The organism is Agromyces mediolanus (assembly GCF_014648575.1).
GTDB lineage: Bacteria > Actinomycetota > Actinomycetes > Actinomycetales > Microbacteriaceae > Agromyces > Agromyces mediolanus.
Genome location: NZ_BMRJ01000002.1, coordinates 350,149 through 370,257 on the forward strand (window position 1 = coordinate 350,149; position 20,109 = coordinate 370,257).

Annotated in this window: 18 protein-coding genes; 12 read left to right on the forward strand and 6 right to left on the reverse strand. The window is 70.5% G+C overall.

Features of this window, described 5'->3' with window-relative positions; translation table 11 throughout:
• Positions 1 to 35 precede the first annotated feature (35 nt).
• Positions 36 to 998 carry a cation diffusion facilitator family transporter gene (locus IEY71_RS11465; RefSeq protein ID WP_189085463.1) on the reverse strand — a complete coding sequence of 321 codons (963 nt, stop codon included), beginning with the start codon at positions 996 to 998 and terminating at the stop codon, positions 36 to 38.
• Positions 999 to 1,208: 210 nt separating this feature from the next.
• Positions 1,209 to 2,696 (reverse strand): APC family permease, encoded by a 1,488-nt coding sequence (locus IEY71_RS11470; RefSeq protein ID WP_189085464.1) that lies wholly within the window; start codon positions 2,694 to 2,696, stop codon positions 1,209 to 1,211.
• Positions 2,697 to 2,874: 178 nt separating this feature from the next.
• Between IEY71_RS11470 and proC the strand changes: the two genes are divergently transcribed.
• Together proC and IEY71_RS11480 are read left to right on the forward strand one after the other, a co-directional pair.
• Positions 2,875 to 3,720: a pyrroline-5-carboxylate reductase gene (gene proC / locus IEY71_RS11475; RefSeq protein WP_189085465.1), complete on the forward strand. Its 846-nt coding sequence runs from the start codon at positions 2,875 to 2,877 to the stop codon at positions 3,718 to 3,720.
• A complete protein-coding gene (locus tag IEY71_RS11480; RefSeq protein WP_189085466.1) occupies positions 3,717 to 5,021 on the forward strand; it encodes a beta-N-acetylhexosaminidase in 1,305 nt (434 codons plus the stop codon). The genes proC and IEY71_RS11480 overlap by 4 nt, the downstream gene beginning before the upstream one ends.
• A 52-nt stretch (positions 5,022 to 5,073) precedes the next feature.
• Here the strand turns inward: IEY71_RS11480 and IEY71_RS11485 are convergent, their stop codons facing one another.
• A complete protein-coding gene (locus IEY71_RS11485) occupies positions 5,074 to 6,279 on the reverse strand; it encodes a M20 family metallopeptidase (RefSeq protein WP_229781701.1) in 1,206 nt (401 codons plus the stop codon).
• A 74-nt stretch (positions 6,280 to 6,353) separates the two neighbouring features.
• Between IEY71_RS11485 and IEY71_RS11490 the strand changes: the two genes are divergently transcribed.
• The 6 genes from IEY71_RS11490 to IEY71_RS11515 all read left to right on the forward strand — a co-directional run bounded on the left by IEY71_RS11490 (position 6,354) and on the right by IEY71_RS11515 (position 12,852).
• Positions 6,354 to 7,121 (forward strand): FadR/GntR family transcriptional regulator, encoded by a 768-nt coding sequence (locus IEY71_RS11490; RefSeq protein WP_229781748.1) that lies wholly within the window; start codon positions 6,354 to 6,356, stop codon positions 7,119 to 7,121.
• 131 nt (positions 7,122 to 7,252) lie between these two features.
• Positions 7,253 to 8,626: a pyridoxal phosphate-dependent decarboxylase family protein gene (locus tag IEY71_RS11495; RefSeq protein WP_189085469.1), complete on the forward strand. Its 1,374-nt coding sequence runs from the start codon at positions 7,253 to 7,255 to the stop codon at positions 8,624 to 8,626.
• Positions 8,627 to 8,740: 114 nt separating this feature from the next.
• Positions 8,741 to 9,835, forward strand: coding sequence for an ABC transporter ATP-binding protein (locus IEY71_RS11500; RefSeq protein WP_229781702.1), 1,095 nt, complete (start codon positions 8,741 to 8,743; stop codon positions 9,833 to 9,835).
• A gap of 119 nt (positions 9,836 to 9,954) precedes the next feature.
• Positions 9,955 to 11,049 (forward strand): polyamine ABC transporter substrate-binding protein, encoded by a 1,095-nt coding sequence (locus IEY71_RS11505; RefSeq protein ID WP_229781703.1) that lies wholly within the window; start codon positions 9,955 to 9,957, stop codon positions 11,047 to 11,049.
• A 46-nt stretch (positions 11,050 to 11,095) separates the two neighbouring features.
• Positions 11,096 to 11,932, forward strand: a complete 837-nt coding sequence (locus IEY71_RS11510; protein WP_229781704.1) for an ABC transporter permease — start codon at positions 11,096 to 11,098, stop codon at positions 11,930 to 11,932.
• On the forward strand, positions 11,929 to 12,852 hold the full coding sequence (locus IEY71_RS11515) for an ABC transporter permease (RefSeq protein WP_229781705.1): 924 nt from the start codon (positions 11,929 to 11,931) through the stop codon (positions 12,850 to 12,852). Before IEY71_RS11510 ends, IEY71_RS11515 begins: the two co-directional genes overlap by 4 nt.
• Positions 12,853 to 12,929: 77 nt before the next feature.
• On the opposite strand, the gene IEY71_RS11520 is transcribed toward IEY71_RS11515, so the two are convergent.
• A complete protein-coding gene (locus IEY71_RS11520; protein ID WP_189085473.1) occupies positions 12,930 to 13,178 on the reverse strand; it encodes a hypothetical protein in 249 nt (82 codons plus the stop codon).
• Positions 13,179 to 13,341: 163 nt separating this feature from the next.
• On the opposite strand from IEY71_RS11520, the gene IEY71_RS11525 reads away from it, so the two are divergent.
• Positions 13,342 to 13,728 (forward strand): YciI family protein, encoded by a 387-nt coding sequence (locus IEY71_RS11525; RefSeq protein WP_189085474.1) that lies wholly within the window; start codon positions 13,342 to 13,344, stop codon positions 13,726 to 13,728.
• Positions 13,725 to 15,011 (forward strand): DUF6596 domain-containing protein, encoded by a 1,287-nt coding sequence (locus tag IEY71_RS11530; RefSeq protein WP_189085475.1) that lies wholly within the window; start codon positions 13,725 to 13,727, stop codon positions 15,009 to 15,011. The genes IEY71_RS11525 and IEY71_RS11530 overlap by 4 nt, the downstream gene beginning before the upstream one ends.
• 4 nt (positions 15,012 to 15,015) lie before the next feature.
• Here IEY71_RS11530 and IEY71_RS11535 read toward each other — a convergent pair whose 3' ends face one another.
• Positions 15,016 to 16,662 carry an amidohydrolase gene (locus IEY71_RS11535; RefSeq protein WP_189085476.1) on the reverse strand — a complete coding sequence of 549 codons (1,647 nt, stop codon included), beginning with the start codon at positions 16,660 to 16,662 and terminating at the stop codon, positions 15,016 to 15,018.
• Between the two features lie 175 nt (positions 16,663 to 16,837).
• Here IEY71_RS11535 and IEY71_RS11540 point away from each other — a divergent pair, with 175 nt between their 5' ends.
• The gene (locus tag IEY71_RS11540) at positions 16,838 to 17,860 is read left to right on the forward strand and encodes a P1 family peptidase (protein WP_189085477.1); all 1,023 of its coding nucleotides are present in this window, start codon (positions 16,838 to 16,840) and stop codon (positions 17,858 to 17,860) included.
• Complete coding sequence (locus IEY71_RS11545; protein WP_189085478.1) at positions 17,857 to 18,933, forward strand: C45 family autoproteolytic acyltransferase/hydrolase; 1,077 nt, start codon at positions 17,857 to 17,859, stop codon at positions 18,931 to 18,933. The genes IEY71_RS11540 and IEY71_RS11545 overlap by 4 nt, the downstream gene beginning before the upstream one ends.
• 7 nt (positions 18,934 to 18,940) lie before the next feature.
• Here the strand turns inward: IEY71_RS11545 and rlmC are convergent, their stop codons facing one another.
• A complete protein-coding gene (gene rlmC, locus IEY71_RS11550; protein WP_189085479.1) occupies positions 18,941 to 20,098 on the reverse strand; it encodes a 23S rRNA (uracil(747)-C(5))-methyltransferase RlmC in 1,158 nt (385 codons plus the stop codon).
• Positions 20,099 to 20,109 lie beyond the last annotated feature (11 nt).

Here is a 20,109-nt window from a genome sequence, read left to right on the forward strand (position 1 = left end):
CTCGCTGTTTCAGTGGGCCGCTCAGCGGCGGCGGCTCACTCCAGGCCCTTGATGACGATCGCGTCGGTCGGCGGCGCCGTGTGGTGCGGATCGACGTAGACGTCCGGCTCGATGTAGATCACCCGGGCCGCCGGAACGGCCTGGCGGATGCGCTGCTCGATGACGTTCGTCGCGGCCGCGACCTCGAGCAGTCGCTGATCGGCGGCGAACCCCAGCTTCGCCGCGACGAGCAGCTCGTCCGGCCCGAGGTACAGGGTCTTCATGTGGATGATCCGCTCGATCTCCGGGCCCGCCGTGATCGCCCGTTCGATCTTCTCGACGTCGGCGTCGTTCGCGCCCTCGCCGACGAGCAGGCTCTTCGTCTCGATGCCGAGCACGATCGCCACGACGATCAGCAGCGTGCCGATCATGAGCGTGCCGATCGCGTCGAACAGCGGGTTGCCCGTGAGGATCGTGAGCCCCACGCCGAAGAGGGCGAAGACGAGGCCGAGCAGCGCCGCGACATCCTCCAGCAGCACCACCGGCAGCTCCGGCGCCTTCGCCCGGCGCACGAACTGCACCCAGCTCTGCCGGCCGCGCAGCGGGTTCGACTCCTTGATCGCGGTGCGCAGCGAGAACGACTCGAGCACGATCGCGATCACGAGCACCAGGATCGGTAGCCACGGCACCTCGAGCGGGTGCGGGTGCTGGATCTTCTCGATGCCCTCGTAGATCGAGAACAGGCCGCCGACGGAGAACAGGATGATCGCGACGACGAAGGCGTAGACGTAGCGCTCCCGGCCGTAGCCGAAGGGGTGCTCCTTGTCGGCCGCGCGCCGCGCCTTGCGGCCGCCGAAGATCAGCAGCAGCTGATTGCCCGAATCGGCGAAGGAGTGCACCGCCTCCGCGAGCATCGAGCTCGAGCCCGAGAACGCCCACGCGATGAGCTTCGTGATCGCGATGCCGAGATTGGCGAGGAAGGCCGCGATGATGGCTTTGGTTCCGCCCGATGCGCTCATGGATCGATTCTAGGAGTGGTGGATGCCGCGAGCGTGATGGGCTCTGCCGATTGCGCCCGATGCGCTCATGGATCGATTCTCGGAGTGGTGGATGCCGCGAGCGTGATGGGCTCTGCCGATTGCGCCCGATGCGCTCATGGATCGATTCTCGGAGTGGTGGATGCCGCGAGCGTGATGGGTTGCGCCACCGACGCCGGCTCTGTGGCGGCGTCAGTCGATCTGCTGGAGGTGCGTGGTCGACGTGCCGAGGTTCTGGGCGAGCCGTTCGAAGCGCTCCGGCTTGGTGCGTCGCCAGTGCCTCGCGAGCAGCACGCCGCCGAGGAACAGCAGCGGCGTCGGCAGGATCAGCGCCCCGTTCACCAGGACGCCTTCCAAGCCGCTGATGATCGAGAAGTTCAGCACCACGACGACCCAGGCGATCGCGAGACCGATCGCGCCGACGAGGGGCGCGACGATCACGCGCCACGGGTGGTGGCCGCGCCGATCCCGCACGAAGTAGGCGACGACGGCGAACCCCGCCACCGCCTGCGCGAAGATGATCGCCGCGACGCCCGTGGCGTACACGACCATCGCGAACACCAGGAACGGGTCGGCCCCCGTCACCGCGCAGAGGGCGATCGGCACCATGGCGATGGCCGAGACCGCGAGGCTCGCGTTCGCCGGCGAGCCGTGCTTCGGGTGCACCCGGCCCAGCACCGCGGGCAGCGCGCCGTCGCGGCCCAGCGAGAACAGGTAGCGCGCCGAGGCGTTGTGGAACGCCATGACGCAGGCGACGAAGCTCGTCACGACGAGCACCGACAGCACGACGGCCGCCCAGTGCCCGAGGTAGGTGTCGGACGCGGCGAAGATCATGTCCTGGAAATCGTCCTGCGCGGCCGCCTCGAGGACCCCCTCGGTGCCGAACGCGACCGTGTACAGCCAGAACGCGAAGGAGTAGAAGATGCCGAGGAAGCCGACGGCGATGTACGTCGCGAGCGGCACGGTGCGCTCGGGGCGCTTCGCCTCCTCGGCGTAGATCGCCGTGCCCTCGAAGCCCACGAAGGCGCCGAAGCCGAGCACGAACAGCGCCGCGGCGCCGGGGACGAAGAGGTGCGCCGGGTTGTACGACTCCGCCGAGGCCGGCTCGGGGCCGCCGGTGACGAGCACCGCGACGGAGAGGAGCACGAGGATCGCGACCTCCGCCGTGAGCAGCACCGCGAGCAGGCGCGCACCCGCCTCGGCGCTGCGCCGACCGAGGAAGGCGACGAGCACCCAGCCGAGCAGGGCGCCGATCGTCCAGTGCACCTCGACGCCGAAGATCGTGCGCACGCCGATGCTCGTGAAGATGCCGATGAAGCCGAAGAAGCTCGCGGTGAGCACGACGTAGGCGAAGGTCGTGACCGCGGCGATGCCGAGCCCGGCGGGCCGGCCGAGCCCGCGTCCGACGTACGCGTAGAACGCGGCGGCGTTCGTGACGTGCTTGCTCATGGCCGTGAAGCCCATCGCGAAGCAGATCAGCACCGCGGCGCAGATCAGCATGGCGAGCGGGCCGCCGAGGCCGCCGAGCCGGAAGTTCGTGGGCCCCGAGCTCGCCGCCACGGTCAGCGGCGCAGCCGCGGATACCACCAGGGACACGACCGCGAAGATGCCGAGCCGACCCGGCCGCAGTCGCTGCGGCGCTCCGGGGCCTGAGGTTTCTTGGGATCGGACTTCGGTCACGGTGGGACTCCTTCGCCGTCGCGCTCGCTCGCGCTCGTGCGCGATGGGACTGAGGGCGACGGTAGCGAGGCGCCGGGATACCAGTCATGCGTTCCAGCGTCACTGCGCGCGATCGGTCAACCGCTGTGCGCGCATCGTCAAGCGATGCGGCTCGCCGGGCCGCTCCTAGGATGGGCGCATGACTGCCGACGCGCCATCCCTTCCCGTCATCGCGTTCCTCGGCGCCGGATCCATGGCGCGCGCCGTGCTGCACGGCCTCCTGCAGCCGGGCGTCGCCGTCGACGGCATCCGCGCCACCAACCGGAGCGCCGTGAAGGCCGCCGAGCTCGCCGAGCTGCCCGGCGTCACCGCCTTCGCGACGGAGCAGGATGCCGAGGCGAACCGCCGCGCGGTCGCCGGAGCCGGCCTCGTCGTCGTCGCCGTGAAGCCCGCGATGGTGCCGGAGCTGCTGCGCGAGATCGCCGATGCGCTCGAGCCGGGCACCGTCGTCGTCTCCGTGGCTGCCGGGGTCACCGTCGCGACGTTCGAGTCGATCCTGCCCGAGCACGTCGCCGTCGTCCGCACCATGCCGAACACGCCCGCCGTCGTCGGCCGCGCCGTGACCGGCGTCTCCGCGGGCACGCGCTCGAGCGACGCGGAGCTCGCCCTCGTCGTGCGCCTGTTCGAGACCGTCGGCGAGGTGCTCGTCGTGCCCGAGGCGCAGCTCGACGCGCTCTCCACGATCTCGGGCTCGGGCCCGGCGTACGTGTTCTACCTCATCGAACAGCTCACCGCCGCCGCCGTCGCGAAGGGCTTCACAGCCGAGCAGGCGGCGACGATGGTGCAGGGCACCTTCCGCGGCGCGTGCGAACTGCTCGCCGCATCGGGGGAGGAGCCCGCCGAGCTCCGCCGCCGCGTGACGAGCCCGAAGGGCACCACCGAACGGGCGGTCGCCGTGCTCGAGTCCGCCGGGTTCGAGGAGATCTTCGCCCGCGCGACCGACGCCGCGCTCGCCCGCGCGCGCGAACTCGCCGCCGGCGCATGAGCGCCGTCGTGCCGCCCGCCGCCGGGCTGCGTTTCCCGGGCGAGCCGCGCTTCGCCTGGCGCGGCGTCATGCTCGACGTCGCCCGGCGGTTCCGGCCGCTGCCGGAGCTCTTCCGCTTCGTCGACCTCCTCGCCGCGCACCGGATCACGGTGCTGCAGTTGCACCTCTCCGACGACCAGGGCTGGCGCTTCGAGGTGCGGGCGTACCCGAGGCTGACGGAAGTCGGCGGGCGCCGCTCCGAGACGCAGCTCGGCCACGGCCCGGCATCGACCCTCGACGGGGTGCCGCACGAGGGCTGGTACCGGCAGTCCGAGCTGCGCGAGCTCGTCGCCTACGCGGCGGAGCGGGGCATCCGCGTCGTGCCGGAGCTCGACGTCCCCGGGCACGCGAGCGCGATCCTCGCCGCGTACCCCGAGTTCGGCGTCGGCGGTGCCGAGGCGGTGGCGCGGCGCGTGCGCGAGCCGTGGACGCGCTTCGGCATCAGCGACGAGGTGCTGAACGTCGAGGACGAGACCCTCGCCTTCGTCGGCACCGTCTTCGACGAGCTCTGCGAGGTCTTCGACGACGAGATCGTCGGCATCGGCGGCGACGAGGTGCGCAAGGACCGCTGGCGCGCCGACCCGCGCACGCAGCGGCTCATGGCCGAGCGGGGCATCGCCGACGAGGAGGAGCTGCAGGCGTGGTTCCTCGGCCGCGTCGCCGACGGGCTCCGCGCCCGCGGTCGGCGCGCCGTCGGCTGGGACGAGATGCTCGAGGGCCGCGACCCGGCGCCCGATGCGATCGTCGCGTCGTGGCGCGGCCCGGTCGGCGCCCGGCTCGGCGCGCGCCTCGGCCACGACGTCGTGCTCTGCCCCGACCTCTGGACCTACTTCGACTACCGCCAATCGGATGACCCGGCCGAGCCGATCCCGGTCGGCACCGTGCTCGCCCTGGAGGACGTGGCGGGCTTCGACCCGGTGCCGGCCGCCGAACCCGCCTGGTTCGCCGAACGGGTCGTCGGCGTGCAGGCGAACGTCTGGGCCGAGCACCTCGACGGGCCGGAGCGGCTCGACTACGCGGTGTTCCCGCGGCTCGGAGCGTTCGCCGAGGTCGCCTGGACGGGGCATCCGCTCGATCCGGCGGACTTCGCCGCGCGGCTGCCCGCGTACCTCGCCTGGCTCGACGAGCGCGGCGTCGGGTACCGGCCGCCGTCCGGGCCTCGGCCCGAGCAGCAGCGGCCCGGAGTTCCCGGCGTGCCGCGCGACCGGGCGTCGCGCATCGCGGAGCTCGAGCGGCTCACCGCGGGGCTCGCGAGCTCCTGAGACGTGGAACGCGGATGGATGTCTCGGCCCCGCGCTGCACGGCAGGCCCGAGCTACGATCGCGCGACAGTCTCGGCGGCGTCGAACGCTGCGGCAACTGCCTGCTGGAACTCGTGGTTAAGCAGGTAGTCCGCCGCCGTCTGGGCGAGCGCGATCGCGGCATCTGCGATCGTATCGTCGGCAGTGCGACTGACTGCGAGCTCCGCGAACTCTGCGGTGTGCAGGGCAGTGCCAGTTGGACCGATCGAGACCATCGGGTGGATGCTCGGTATGCGAATGCTGACGTTGCCCATGTCAGTCGAGCCGGCACCTGTGTCCAGTGCCGCTCCGAAAGAGGCGGCGCCACGTTCCCTGCCCGACAGGTGCGTCATGAACCGGGTAGCGAGCGGGTCGTTGCTCCGCAACGGCAGGCTCGGCGCATCGTCCCACTCTGCGGTCGCGACGGTGCCAGTCAGCAGCGCAGCGCCATCGAACACAGCCTGGGCGCGCCCGATCAGCGCGGTCAGGCCGGGCTCGCTCGGCGACCGAAGATAGAAGCGGGCAGCGGCATGCTCGGGGACGATGTTCGGAGAGTGGCCGCCATCGGTGATGATGCCGTGGATCCGTTCGCCGGGGCGCAGGTGCTGCCGGAGTGCGGCGATTCCCTGGTAGGCGGCCACCACTGCATCGAGCGCATTCAAACCCTCGTCTGGGGACGCCGATGCGTGCGCCGCCCGCCCCCGGAAGGAAACGGCGACCTCAGTCAGACCCAAGACCGGCATCGCCGCAACATCGGGGCCGGCGTGCGGGTGGATCATGAGTGCGGCGTCGACATCATCGAAGGCGCCGGCTCGGGCCATGTGTTCCTTGCCGTTGCCGTTCTCTTCAGCCGGCGTTCCGAGCAGAACGATGGTCCCCGCGAGCTCGTCGGCGACCTTGCGAAGCGCGAGGAAAGCGCCGACGGCGGTGGCAGCGATCACATTGTGCCCGCAGGCATGGCCGAGAACGGGCAGCGCGTCATATTCGGCGAGAATCGCGATAGTCGGCCCTGGGCCGGCGGCTCCATCGAACCGCGCTACGAGTGATGTGTCCAGCCCGAATACGGCGCGGGAGGATTCGATCCCGTGTGCAGCGAGGACGTCGGCGATGCGCGAAACTGCGCCGACCTCGTCGAAGCCGAGCTCGGGGTTCGCGTGGATGGCGTGGCTGAGCGAGATCAGCAGGGGATGCACCGACTCCACCGCGGACTCGATCTGAGGAAGACTAGGGGCCAGGGTCACGGATGCCGATGGTAGGCGCATGACGTAGCGGACGTCAATAGGGTCCGTGCGGATCCAAATTACGGAGGGTGGAGATGGTGCAGCCTGGAATCGGCGAGCTCGGTGATCGCCGGGGAGCCGAATCCTGGCGGCTTGTCGCCGAGATGCTCAGGAAGCGCATCGCGCTTGGTGGCATGGAACCGGGCTCGAAACTACCCACAGAACGCGAACTGTCAGCGATTCTCGGGGTCGGGCGGAACACGGTCCGGCGGGCAGTTCGCCAGCTCGCTCAGGACGGGCTCGTTGTCACCACGCTTGGACGCTCGGGCGGGACCCGCCTGGCGGATGGCGTTCGGCTGGGGGAAGTGAGCGTCGGCGAGCGCGCGGTCGTCGCCGCAGAGTTTCGGGCTGCGATCCGCGACTACATGGAGTACCGGATCATCTTGGAGCCGGCCGTGGCGCGGCTGGCCGCGGAGCGCGGGCCGACTGCGGCGAGGCGTTCGCTGGTGGAGATGTTCGACGAGGAGATCGCGGACGACGCCGATTACCAGCGCATCGATACGCGTTTCCACTTCGCGATCGCGGAGGCCGCCGGCAACGAACCACTCCGGCGGGCCGTCGAGGACGCGCGTATGGAGATGTTCGTGCGTGGGAACGCTCTCTGGCTCGGAACCGAATGGTCACTCGTCTACCGCGAAGGAATCAGTGGGGCGCAGATCTTCGAGCACGAGCACCGCGCGCTCGCGCTGGCGATCCTGGCGGGAGACGGGGATGCGGCTGAGCGGCTGATGCGCGCCCACCTGGTCGAATCGCGTGACGAGTTCTATGCCCTCGTCTCGCATTTTGAACGGCTCGGCGTCTGACGCATCGCATCGTCCCCTGAACCTCGAGTCGAACGATCGGTCGGCACGAATTCGGGCTTGACGCGCCCGGGCGATGGGTCGTAGCTTCCTATTTGGGTTCGTATGGATCCAAATAAGACTCTGGAGATGAAGTGCACACGTCCGACCCCGCTCTGACCGATGTCGTCCTCGAGCACGTGCGCCGCCGCCTCGCCGCAGACCCTGCACCGCTGGGGCGCAGAGGCGACGCCCACGAACTCGCTGCAGGGCTGGACGGCGCGATCGGTGCGGAGCCGCTCGGCCTCGACGCAGCGATGCGCCTCTACGTCCAGCACATCGAACCGACGATCGCCTCGAGCCGCAGCCCCCGCTACCTTGCCTACATTCCGGCGGCGCCGACGCCGGCAGCGACCGCCTTCGACATGCTCGTCTCCGCCTTCGCGCTGCACGGGGACGGATGGGAGGACTGCTCTGGAGCGATCGCCGCTGAGAACCAGGCGCTCCGAGTCATCGCCGACCGTGCAGGACTCCCGGCGGGGGCGGGCGGGTGCTTTGTCAGCGGTGGATCGGCTGGCAATCTCTCGGCGCTGGTGGTCGCTCGCGACAGCCGTCCTCCGGTGACCCGGCCCAGGATCGCCGTCACTGCCGAGACTCATTCCTCAGTCGCGAACACGCTGCGGATCATCGGGGTCGAGCCCTTCCTCGTGCCGGTCGAGGATCATCGGTTGACCGGAGCCGCGCTCCGCGCCGCACTCCTCGAGGACGAAGCGCCCGAGACAGTTATCGCCGTCGTAGCGACCGCCGGAACCACCAACGCCGGCATCATCGACGATCTCGAGGGGATCGCGGAGGTTGCGCGAGAACTCGGGATCTGGTTCCACATCGACGCCGCGTACGGGGGAGGTGCGTTGTTCTCGGATCGACTCCGGCCCGCGTTCGCCGGGATCGAGCATGCGGACGCCGTGGTCATCGACCCCCACAAATGGCTGTTCACTCCGTTCGACTGCGGCGCCGTTCTCTATCGGGACCCCGCCAAGGCGGCGGCGGTGCATACCCAGGAAGCGGAGTACCTCGGGAATCCGAACGCAGGCGAGTGGAATCCGAGCGACTATGCCTATCACCTCACGCGTCGAGCGCGGGGCCTTCCGCTGTGGTTCTCTCTGGCGACCTACGGCATCGACGCATACGGGCGAGCTGTCGACGCCGGCCGCGCCTTGGCGCTGGCGACGGCAGCGCTCATCGAAGCGAGCGACCAGCTCGAGCTCGTGCGCGAACCAGGGCTCTCGGTCGTACTGTTCCGACGCCACGGTTGGGGACAGGGCGAATACGAAGCGTGGGGTGAGTTGCTGTTTGCCCGAGGACTCGCGTATGTCGCGCCGACGAAGTGGGAGGGGCGGCCAGTCGGAAGGCTGGTGTTCATCCATCCCGATCTCACCTTGGACGTGGTCCGCGAGATCCTCGCGACGCTCGAGGAGCCGACACCGACAGTTGCGCGCCGAGGGTCGCTCGCCCAGGTCGCTGAGTAGCGCGACCGACACAACGGTACGAAGGGTAGGAAACACGTGACAATGGAGTCAGAGACGCGAACAGCCGCTGCGCCGCCGCAGGCAGACGCTGTCGGTGGGGTCGTACTGGACCGAGTGAGCAAACGATACGGCGGCCAGGCGGCGGTCGACGACCTTTCCCTTGAGATCAGGCCTGGGGAGTTCCTGTCGTTGCTCGGGCCATCCGGCTGCGGAAAGACGACAACACTACGGATGATCGCCGGATTCGAGCACCCGGATGCAGGAGATATTCGAATCTCGGGGCGTTCGGTGATCGGCCAGGCTCCGTACCGCCGGGACGTGAACACCGTCTTCCAGGCATACGCGTTGTTTCCCCACATGACCGTCGCCCAGAACGTCGCGTATGGATTGCACGAACGTCGGGTGGCTCGAGTCGAGCTGCGCGCGCGTGTCGCTGAAGCGCTGGCGATGGTGCAGATGCGCCGATTCGCGGACCGGAAGCCGTCCCAGCTCTCCGGAGGTCAGCAGCAGCGGGTCGCCTTGGCAAGGGCGCTCGTGAACCGGCCCGCCGTTCTCCTTCTCGATGAGCCATTGGCTGCGCTCGACCGAAAGCTCCGCGAGGAGATGCAGCTCGAACTCAAACTCATTCAGGCGAAGCTCGGTCTCACGTTCGTCTTCGTGACGCATGACCAGGCCGAAGCGCTCTCCATGAGCGATCGGATCGCCGTCATGCGCGACGGACGGATCGAGCAGCTCGACGATGCCACCACGATTTATCGTGCGCCGGTGTCGGCCTATGTCGCATCGTTCGTCGGGCAGCAAAACTTCTTCAGCGGGGTCGTCTCCGCCGTGGGAGGCGAAGTGCAGACGTCGTATGGGCCGATCTCGACCGTGTCGACCGGGCTGAGCGTGGGCCAGCGAGTCAGAGCAGCGGTCCGACCAGAGTTCGTGGAGCTCGCAACGGGCTCGCCTCCCGGCGATACCAACCGGGTTGAGGGGCGGCTGATCGGTGTTTCGCACCTCGGTGAGGCCCAGCAGTACCTCGTTCAGCTCGGCCCGGAGCTGTCGGTGATCGCGAGAGTCGCGACGCCGCTCGCGCCGAAGCTCCAGATCGGCGAGTCAGTTTGGTGCAGTTGGCGAGCCGAGTCGGTGCAGCTGTTCCCTGACGACGAGCCGATTGCCACCGGGTCGTTGAGTGCCCCGACCACAACCGCAATCCCGGCGCAGTGAAGCGCCCGACGAGATCCCGGAGAACCTCAATGTCCGATCAACAGCCCATCCGAATCCTCGCGGAGCGCTCCGCCGTCCCCGGCGTTCTCCGCTCGCTTTCGCGTCGGCAACTGCTTTCGATGACCGCGATCGCCGCGGGCGGCCTGCTTCTCGCCGCCTGCAGCGACGGTGGCAGGCCAAGCCCGGGCGCCGTTGCCCGGCCGACCGGAGGCCCGCTCGAAGACCAGCTCTCGATCTACAGCTGGGCGGACTACGACGACCCCGCGCTTCTCTCGGCCTTCACGAGCGCCAGCGGGCCGAAGATCATCGTCGACTCCTTCGGTTCGAACCCGGAGCTCGTCGCCAAGCTCACTGCCGCCAAGGGCACGAGTGGATATGACGTCGTGGTGCCGAGCAGCAACTACATTCCGCAGATGGCTGCGAACGGCCTGCTGATGAAGCTCAACAAGGAGCTTCTGCCGAACTTGGCGCACATGGACACCCAATTCGCCGTGGAGTCGGATCCCGATTCCGAATACGCGATCTGCAAGGCCTGGGGCACCACCGGCTTCGTCTACGACACAACGGTTATCAATCGGGAGCTCAAGACCTGGGGCGACTTCATGGACGCTGCGGCGAACGAGGCGAGCGGGAAGACGAGCGTGCTCGATGATCCTGGCGAGCTGCCAGGCATCTATTTCTGGGCGAACGGCATCCAGTGGGAGACGAACGACGAGGAGCACCTCGCGGCCGCAGAGGACTATCTCGTCAACACCCTCGCCAAGCACGTGTCCGTGTTCGACTCGAATCCCGCGAATGGGACGATCCCGCAGAGCACTGCGGTGTTGATCCAGGCATGGAACGGCTCCGCCCGCCAGGGCATTATGGCCTCGAGCACTCCGGAGAAGTGGAGGTGGGTGCTGGGTGCTCCGAACACCGAGATCTTCATGGACACGTGGGCGGTCAGCGCGACCGCACCCCACCCTGAGGCTTCGCACGCCTTCATCAATTTCATGCTGAAGCCGGAGAGCCAGCTCGCGAACGTCGCCTACATGGGCTCGCATACAGGCGGGGCCGGTATCGAAGAGCTCGCGCGTGCGGAGGGCCTTCCGTATCTCGACATGATCTTCTACACGCCCGAACAGGTTGCGACGATGCAGCCGAGCACCACTACCGAGGGCATCGCCCGGCGCGTCGACATCTACAACAAGATGAAGGCCGCCGCCAGTGCGTAGAGCCGTAGCGCCCGGCTTCGCGCTGGCACTGCCTGCGTGGATCTGGTTGGCAGCGTTCTTCGTCGCGCCCGTCGGCGTCGTGTTTTGGTACAGCTTCGGCTACAAGCCAGGACTCTTCGGCACACACGCGAACGATGTGCTCTCGCTCGACCGCTACGCCGAAGTCCTCACTCCAACGTTCTTCGACACGTTCGCGAACACGCTTTGGGTCGGCGTGCTCGGGACCGCATTGTGCTTCGTGGTCGGCGCTCCGATCGCCTACTGGATGGCCCTCAAGGCACCAGCGCGCGTGAAGGGTCTCTTGATTGCGCTCGTCATGGTGCCGTTCTGGACGAACTTCCTCGTTCGCACGATAGGTTGGCTGATCCTGCTCTCACCGGAGGGCTGGCTGTCGAGTCTGCTGCAGGACCTAGGGTTCGAACCGCTCGGTGTTCTGCAGACGCGTTCGGCGGTCCTGCTCGGGGTCGTATACAACTACTTGCCGCTCATGATTCTGCCGCTGTTCGTTGCGTTCGACCGTGTCGGCGATGTCGTCCGCGAGGCATCAAGTGACCTCGGAGGCACTCCGCTCCGCACCTTCGCGCGGGTGACGTTCCCGTTGGCTCGGCCCGGCATCATCGTCGGCGTGCTGCTCGTCTACATCCCGCTGATGGGCGACTACCTGACCGCCGTCGTGCTCGGCGGTGCCAAAGGCAACATGGTGGGCCAGATGCTCGCGTCTCAGTTCCAGACCGCGCAGAACTGGGCGCTGGGCTCGGCGATGGCGATCATGCTCGTCTTGATGATCGTTCTCTCGATCGTGGCGCTGGGCGCTCTGGCCCGGCTCATCGCAATTCCCGTCAGAGCGCGGTATCGAGTGGACCTCATGGAGGAAGTCGCATGACGGCACGGGAAATGGCTCGCTCAACGGGAGTGCCCGCCGCGGCGAGCGCTGCGAGGCCCGGTCCGGCCGTGCACCGGCACCGCACGCCGATTAGGCACCGCCTGTTGTTGGCCTGGAGCCTCGTCGGCTTCGCCTTCCTGTTCGCGCCGATCGTCGTGATCGTGGCGTACTCGTTCAACACGGGTCGGTTGCTGGTCTCGTTCGAAGACTTCGGAATCGAGAGTTATCTCGCCCTCTTCCAGAAGCAAGTGCTCAGCGACGCTGTCTCTGTATCGCTGCGGGCGGCAGGTCTCTCGTCACTGATCGCATCCGGCCTCGGGACACTCGCCGGCATCGCGCTGGCGAGGAGGCCCGGCGGCTGGACCGTCTGGTTCGTCGGGATTCTGCTTCTCGTGGCGGTGACGCCCAGCATCGTCGGTGCGGTCGCTCTGCTTCCATGGTTCGTATTCCTGGGGCAGGATCTCGGGTTCGGGGTCTTCAATGACGGCATCGCACGGCTAACGATCGGGAGCTCTTTGTTCTCCGTGGCGGTCGTGGCCTATTTGGTCAGGGCGCGTCTCATCGGCATGCAGGCCAACCTGGAGGAGGCTGCCGCGGATCTCTACTCGACACCGTTGCGGACGCTGCGAAGAGTAACGTTGCCACTCGCGATGCCGGCTATCCTCTCCGGCTTTCTGCTTTCCTTCACCTTCAGCCTGGACGACACGATCGTGGCCGCGTTCGTCCAGGTGTCTGGCACCACCCCATGGCCCGTATATGTGCTGAGCGCGCTTCGCAGCGGGTTGCGGCCGGAGATCGCCGCTCTCTCGACGGGAATGCTCTTGCTGACCCTGTTTGCGCTTCTGGTCGTGGCGATCATTCTGAAGCGGGCCGGTGATTCCACGGCCGACATTGCGAAGACGATGGCTGGAGGTTCGTAGCGAACGTGGAACGCGGGGCCGGCCAGCGATGGCCGACCCCGCGTCCGGGTCTCCCGGGACGATCCCGGGTCTCGGGGCTAGCCCGCGTGCTTCGCGTCGCGCGACCGGGCCGCGCGAGCGGCGGTGCGCACGAGCCGGAACGCGATGAGCATCGCGCCGGCGATGGCGACGGCGGCAGCGCCGGAGAGGAGTCCGGCGAGCGCGGCACCGTCCGTCGCGGGCGCCGTGCCCGAGTCGAGACGGCCGAGGTAGCCGAACGTGAATCCGATGATGAACACCCAGGTCGCGACGATGATGGTCGCGGGGATGGTTCCGATCCTTCGCATGTCACCTCCTTTGCATGACCCGCCAGTATAGCCGATGGATCTGAGGAAAGGCCTGAACAGGGCGAGTTTCGTTCCGGGTGTCGATTTCCGGGGCCCGAGTTCGTCACCATGGTGTGACGATCGTCGTCACGGCCCGCGAGCGGGCTGACAGCTGGGAGACACCATGACCGACACGTACGTCTACCTCATCCACGAGCCCGACTGGGACTCCGACGCCTACCTCTCGGGCACGGGCGTGCCGGGCGGCGACCCGGAGGCGAACTTCCCCGCGCACAAGGCGTTCCAGGAGGCCGTCGCCCGGCTCGGCGCCCGGCTCGTCGGCGGCTCCGCCCTGCAGAACGCGAAGTACGGCGGCCGCGTGACGCCCGGGTCCGGCGACCGCCTCGAGGCCGACGCGGTCTACTCCGACGGGCCGTACCCGGACACGAGCGAGGTCGTCTCCGGCTTCTACCTCGTCGAGACCGACGACGAGGCGCTCGCCCGGCGCATCGCCGCGCTCGTGCCGACCGGCGGCCACGTCGAGTGGCGCAAGGTCTTCCCCACCTCGTGACCGCCTCCGCCGCCGGCCTCGGCGAGGACTTCGCCGACGCCTGGCCGCGCGTCGTCCGCGCGCTCGCCGCGTACACCGGCAGCCTCGACGACGCCCAGGAGTACGCCGCCGAGGCGATGGCGCGGGCCGTCGCCGAGGCCGGCGGCGGGCGGTCCATCGGCTCGCTCGCCGCCTGGTGCACGGCCGTCGGCAAGCGGGCCTTCCTCGACGACCGCCGGCGGCGCGCGACCGAGCAGCGGCACGCCGAGCGCGAGGCCGCCGAGCTCTCGGCCCGCCCGCGCCAGGCGGAGTGGGCGGAGCCCGAGGCATCCGCCGGCGCCCCGCCCGGCGACGCGCTCGACGACCGGCTCGCCCTGCTCTTCGTCGCCTGCGACCCCGCGCTCACCGAGCAGGCGAGGCTCGTGCTCGCCCTCCGCGTCGTCTGCGGCCTCGACGTGCCGCGCATCGCGGCGCACCTCGGCGTGCAGCCCTCGGCCGCCGCGGCCCGGCTGACCCGCGCGAAGCGGGCCCTCGCGGAGGCGCGGGGGAGCTTCCGCGTGCCGGAGGGGCCGGAGCGCCGCGCGCGCCTGCCCGTCGTGCTCGCGAGCGTCGCCGGCATGTTCACCGTCGCCCACCGCGACGTGCTCGATCCCGGCTCGCCGCTCGACGACCTCGGCCGGCAGGCGCTGTCGATCGCCGACGCGCTCGTCGCCGAGTTCCCGGACGACGCCGAGGTGCGCGGGCTGCGCGCGGTCGTGCGGCTCGGCCTCGCGCGGCGAGCGGGACGGGTGGATGCCGAGGGCGCGGCGGTGCCGCTCGACGAGGCCGACCGGCGGCGCTGGGACGCCCGGCTCATCGAGGCCGGTCTCTCGGACGCCGCGGCCGCCGCCGACCGGGGCGACGGGCGCTTCGTGCTCGAGGCCGCCATCGCCGGACTGCACACCGCGGCGCCGAGCTTCGCCGAGACCGATTGGACGCGGGTGGTCGCGTTCTACCGCGCGCTCGAACGGGTGTGGGGTGCGCCCTCGGTGACGGTCGCCCGCCTCGTCGCCGAGCAGCAGCTGGCGCTGTTCAGCCCGCCCTCGGGGGAGCGCACCGCGGCGCTCCGCGCCGTCGAACGGGAGCTGCGGGTGCTCGCCGCGGGCGCCGCGCCGTACGCCGCGCTCGACGCCCGACTCGCGCTCGCCGACCTCGCCCGGCGCACCGGTCGCCGCGAGGAGGCCGCCGAACGCTACGCCGCGCTCGCCGCGGAGGTGCCGACCGAGGCGGTGCGGCGGCTCTGCGAGCGACGCGCGGCGGGCTGAGGCGTCAGCGTTCGAACACCGGCACGCCGTCGACGAAGGTCTGGTCGACGCGCGCCGCGCCGATCTCCTCCGCGGGGATCGCGAGCAGGTCCCGGTCGAGCACGGCGAGGTCGGCGGCGAAGCCGGGCGCGATGCGGCCGGTGTCGTCGAAGCCGTTCACATAGGCGGAGCCGGCCGTGTACGCCTCGAGGGCGGTCGCGACGTCGAGGGCCTGGCCCGGCAGGAACGGCTCCGCGCCGGAGCCGGGATGTCCCGCCGGCAGCGCGCGGTTCACGGCGACGTGGATGCCGGCGATCGGGTCCGGCGTGGAGACCGGCCAGTCGCTGCCCGCCGCGAGCCGCGCCCCGGCCGCGTGCAGCGAGCCGAAGGGGTACTGCTGCCCGGCGCGCTCCTCGCCGAGCACCGGCACGGTGTGCTCGACCATGAGCGGGTCGTTGCAGGCCCAATAGGGCTGGATGTTCGCGGTGACGCCGAGCTCGGCGAAGCGGGGCACGTCGGCCGGGTCGACGAGCTGCACATGGGCGAGGTGGTGCCGGGGATCCGGGCCGCGCCGGGTCGCCCGCGCCGCGGCGACGGCGTCGAGGCTCTCGCGCACGGCGCGGTCGCCGATGCCGTGGAAGTGCAGCTGGAAGCCCTCGGCCTCGAGCCGGACCGCGATCTCGCGGAGCAGTCCGGGGTCGACGAAGGACAGCCCGGACTCGGCGTGCACGGCACGATACGGGGCGAGCAGTGCCGCCGTGCCGGACTCGATGATGCCGTCCTGCATGATCTTCACCGCCGGCGTGCTGAAGCGGCGGCCGCGGAAGCGCTCGCGGCGCCAGGCGAGCTCGGGGATCTGCTCGAGCCCGCGGGTGCGGTCCCACCAGAGCGCCCCCGCGACCTTGGCGGTGAGCCGCCCGGCGCGGTCGGCGCGGAGGTACGCCTCGGCAGGGTCCTCGCCGTCCTCGGCGCGGGAGAGGATGGCGTCCTGCCAGGCCGTGATGCCGAGGGCGTGCAGGTGCTGCTGGGCGCGCAGCACGGCGGCGTCGAGCTGCTCGGGGGTGGCGTCGGGCAGGATCGCGAGCACTGGGGCCACGGCCCCCTCGAGCAGGAAGCCCGTGGGTCGGCCCGAGGCATCCCGCTCGATGCGTCCGTCGGCCGGGTCGGGCGTGCTCGCATCGATGCCGGCGGCCGCGAGCGCGGCCGAGTTCACCCAGGCGCGGTGGCCGTCGTTGCCCCAGAGCAGGAGCGGGCGGTCGGGCACGACGCGGTCGAGCAGCGCGGCGGTCGGCGGGCCGTCGGGGAAGGCGGACTGCATCCAGCCGGCGCCCTGCAGCGTCGCATCGTGGGGATGGCTCGCCGCGTACGTCGCGACCGCGGCGAGGTACTCGTCGACGGTCGTGAGCCCGCCGAGGTGGCAGCTGGAGAGCTCGAGGGCGCCGAAGACGGGGTGCGCATGCGCGTCCTGGAAGCCGGGCACGAGGAGACGTCCGCCGAGGTCGACGGTGCGGGTGCCGGGGCCGGCGAGCGCGAGCAGGCCATCGTCGCCGACCGCGACGATGCGTCCCTCGCGCACGGCGACGGCGGTCGCGGGCGGGGCGCTCGCGGGGGATGCGTCGGGGCCGGCTCCCGTGAAGACGCGGCCGCCGTGGAAGACGAGTTCGGGGGTCATCTGGACGTCGTTGCTCCTCTCCGGACCGCCCGGGAGCGCACTCCGAAGCGCCGAGTCGCGTCGGGTCGAGAATCTGAGCATCGCTCTTGACCGCGCTCGGCGAGGGGCACTACCGTCGGACCGTGCCGGATCGTTCCGGCACGAGTCATCGTAGGGATTTCTGGAGAGGAACACAATGACGTACCCACCCCGCCGGCCGGCCGAACTGCCGCGCTTCCGCGGACTCGACGGCAACCCGCAGCTCGCACCGAGCCCCGTGCCCGGGACCCCGCGGGAACTGGTGGACCACGGCTTCGCCGAGCTCACGGTCGGCACGGCGGAGTACGCCGAGGGGCCCACCGGGGTGACCGTCATGCGGCTGCCCGACCACGCCCGCGTCGCGACCGACTTCCGCGGCGGCTCGAAGGGCATGAGCGGCGGTTACCAGGTCGTCGAGGCGATCTGCTTCGCCGGCGGCTCGGTCTACGGCTTCGGCGCGGCGACGGGCGTCGCCGAGGCGCTGCTCGCCGAGCGGGACAACGACGTGTCCTTCCCGCGGCTCTCGCTCGTGAACGGCGCGATCATCTACGACTTCTCGGCGCGCAACAACGCCGTCATCCCCGACGCCGCCCTCGGCAAGGCGGCGCTCGCGAACGCCGTCGGCGGCACCGTGCCCGTCGGCCGCGTGGGCGCGGGCGTCGCGGCCACCGTGGGCAAGATCGACTGGTCCCGCGCGGAGTTCGCCGGGCAGGGCGCGGCCTACCGCGAGATCTCCGGGATCAAGCTCCTCGTCGTCACCGTGGTGAACGCCGTCGGGGCGATCGTCGACCGCGAGCAGCGCGTGGTGCGCGGCAACTACGACCCGGAGACGGGCGAACGGCGCCACCCGGCCGAGGACTACGCCGCGGCGTTCGCGGGCGCGGCGATGCCGGCGACCGAGCTCGGCAACACGACCATCACCGCGGTGTTCACGAACGTGCGGCTCGACGACCGCCAGCTCGACCAGTTCGCGAAGCAGGTGCACAGCTCGATGCACCGGGCCATCCAGCCGTTCCACACCAGTCAGGACGGCGACGTGCTGTTCGCCGTCACCACCGACGAGCTCGACTTCCCCACCGAGACGAGCGCCGAGCTGGGCGTGCACCAGCTCGCGCCGAGCGCGCTCGGCGCGGTCGCGTCGGAGCTCGCCTGGGACGCCGTGCTGAGCGCCGCCGCATGATCATCCGACGACACGAATCCGAGACCCGCGACCCCGCGATCCGCGGGGCCGAGATCGGCGAGCGCTTCGCCGCCCAGATCGCCGAGTCGCTCGACGGCTACTGGCGGCTGTTCCGCGCGAAGGGGATCGACGAGGGCGCGGCCCGCGACGCCGCCCGCCGCATCCTCGACGACGTCGCCGACTGGTCGCCGAGCCTCGCCAGCGAGCTCGCCGGCCTCGCCGCCGGCGCCGGCCTCGAGGCCTGGGAGGCCGCGCTCATGAGCGGCCGAACCGAGATCATCGCCCTCGCCGAGCCGAGCGGGCCGGGGGAGTGCTCGACCGGGGTGTTCCTGCCGGCCGACGGGCAGGCACCCCGCACGCTGCAGATCTGGGACTGGTACACGCACCTCGCGACGGAGTCGCTCGCCTGGTCGTACGTCACCGACGCCGGGCGGCGGGTGCACGGCTTCACCGAGCTCGGCATCCTCGGCAAGATCGGGATCAACGACGCGGGCGTCGGCAGCCACATGAACATGCTGAACCACCGGGCGGATGGCTCGGTGCCCGGCATCCCGCTGCACCTCGTCGCCCGGCGCATCCACGACGAGGCCGCGTCGCTCGACGAGGCGATCGAGCTCGTTCGCGGCACCCGCTTCGGCGCCTCCACCACCCTCACGGTGGTGAGCTACGACGGCGAGCGGCCGCGGGCCGCGTTCCTCGAGGCGACGCCGGTCGGCGTGGCCGTGATCGAGGGGGCGCCCGGCGAGACGATGCGGCACACGAACCACTTCCTCGACGCCGGGCTCGCGCGCGGGGAACGCAACCCCGACATGAGCGACACGCACGCGCGGCTCGCGATGCTCGACGAGCGGGCGACGGCGTTCCAGGCGATCGACCCGGTGGCGAGGGCCGCGCAGCTCGTCGAGGGACTGCCCGACGGCGGCCCGGTGTGCATCTTCTACCGCGACGAGGTGCACCCGGAGTTCAGCTGCGAGACGAAGGCGACGTTGTCGCTCGACTTCGACGAGCGCGTGCTGCGCTACCGCGCCGGCACGCCGGCCGCGGTGCGCGACGAGGGCTGGGAAGTGATCTGAGCCGGCCTCAGCGCCGCTCGAGCAGCACCATCACCTCGAAGTGACTCGTCTGCGGGAACATGTCGAACACCCGCGCCCGCACGGGCCGGTACGACGGCATCGCCCGCAGGTCCTTCGCGAGCGAGGCCGCGTTGCAGCTCGAGTAGAGCACGTGCGAGATGCCCGCGCTCTGCTCGAGCCAGCCGGCGAGCTCGGCGCCGATGCCGCGCCGCGGCGGGTTCACCACCACGAGGTCGGGCGCGGACGACGCCGCGAGCGCGAACTCGGTGGCGTCGCCGGCGGCGAAGCGCAGCCGGTGGAGCGCGGCATCCGTGCGGCTCAGCTCCGCCGAGGCGACGGCCTCGACGCTCGTCTCGATGCCGGTGATCTCGGGGCCGGTGCCCCCTGAGCCGGCGCCGCCGGGACCGCCGCCGGCGAGGTGCAGCGCGAAGCCGCCGACGCCCGAATAGAGGTCCCAGGCCGAGTCGGGGGCGAGCTCGCGGATCCAGTCCCGCGCCTCCGCGTAGAGCGCCGCCGCGATCGCCGTGTTCGTCTGGAAGAAGCTCTGCGGCCGCAGGTGCATCGTGACGTCGTTGAGCCGCATCGGCAGCGTCTCCTGCTCGGTCAGCACGAGCTCGGCGTCGCCCTCGAGCACCGCCTTGTGCTCGGGCAGCAGGTTGACGGTCACGACGCGGGCCTGCGGCAGCTCGGCGAGGAGCGCGGGCAGGTGCTTGCGGATGCGGGCGACCGGCTCGGTCGAGCGCAGCACGAAGCGCACCATGAGCTCCCCGTCGGGCGACTCGGTGACGATGAGGTGCTTCAGCTCGCCGCGCCGGGCGGCGAGGTCGTAGGGGGCGATGCGCGCGAGCGTGATGAACCTGGCCAGCACCGGGAACGCCGCCCGGTGACCGGGCGAGCAGATGCCGCAGGCCTGCAGGTCGACGCCGTGCCCGTCGGCGTCGAGGATGCCGATCGTGGGCGCGTCGACCGTGCCGCCGACGACCATCTTCGCCTTGTTGCGGTAGTCGCGCTCGCCGGAGGCGACGGGCGGATGCCACGCGCCGACGCCGAACGGCGCGAGCAGCTGCTCGGCGTGCGCCTGCTTCGCGGCGAGCTGGTCCGGGTACGGCTGCCCCATGAGGGCGCACGAGGTGCAGCGCCCGGCGTCGAAGTAGCCGCAGTCCACCCGTCAAGCGT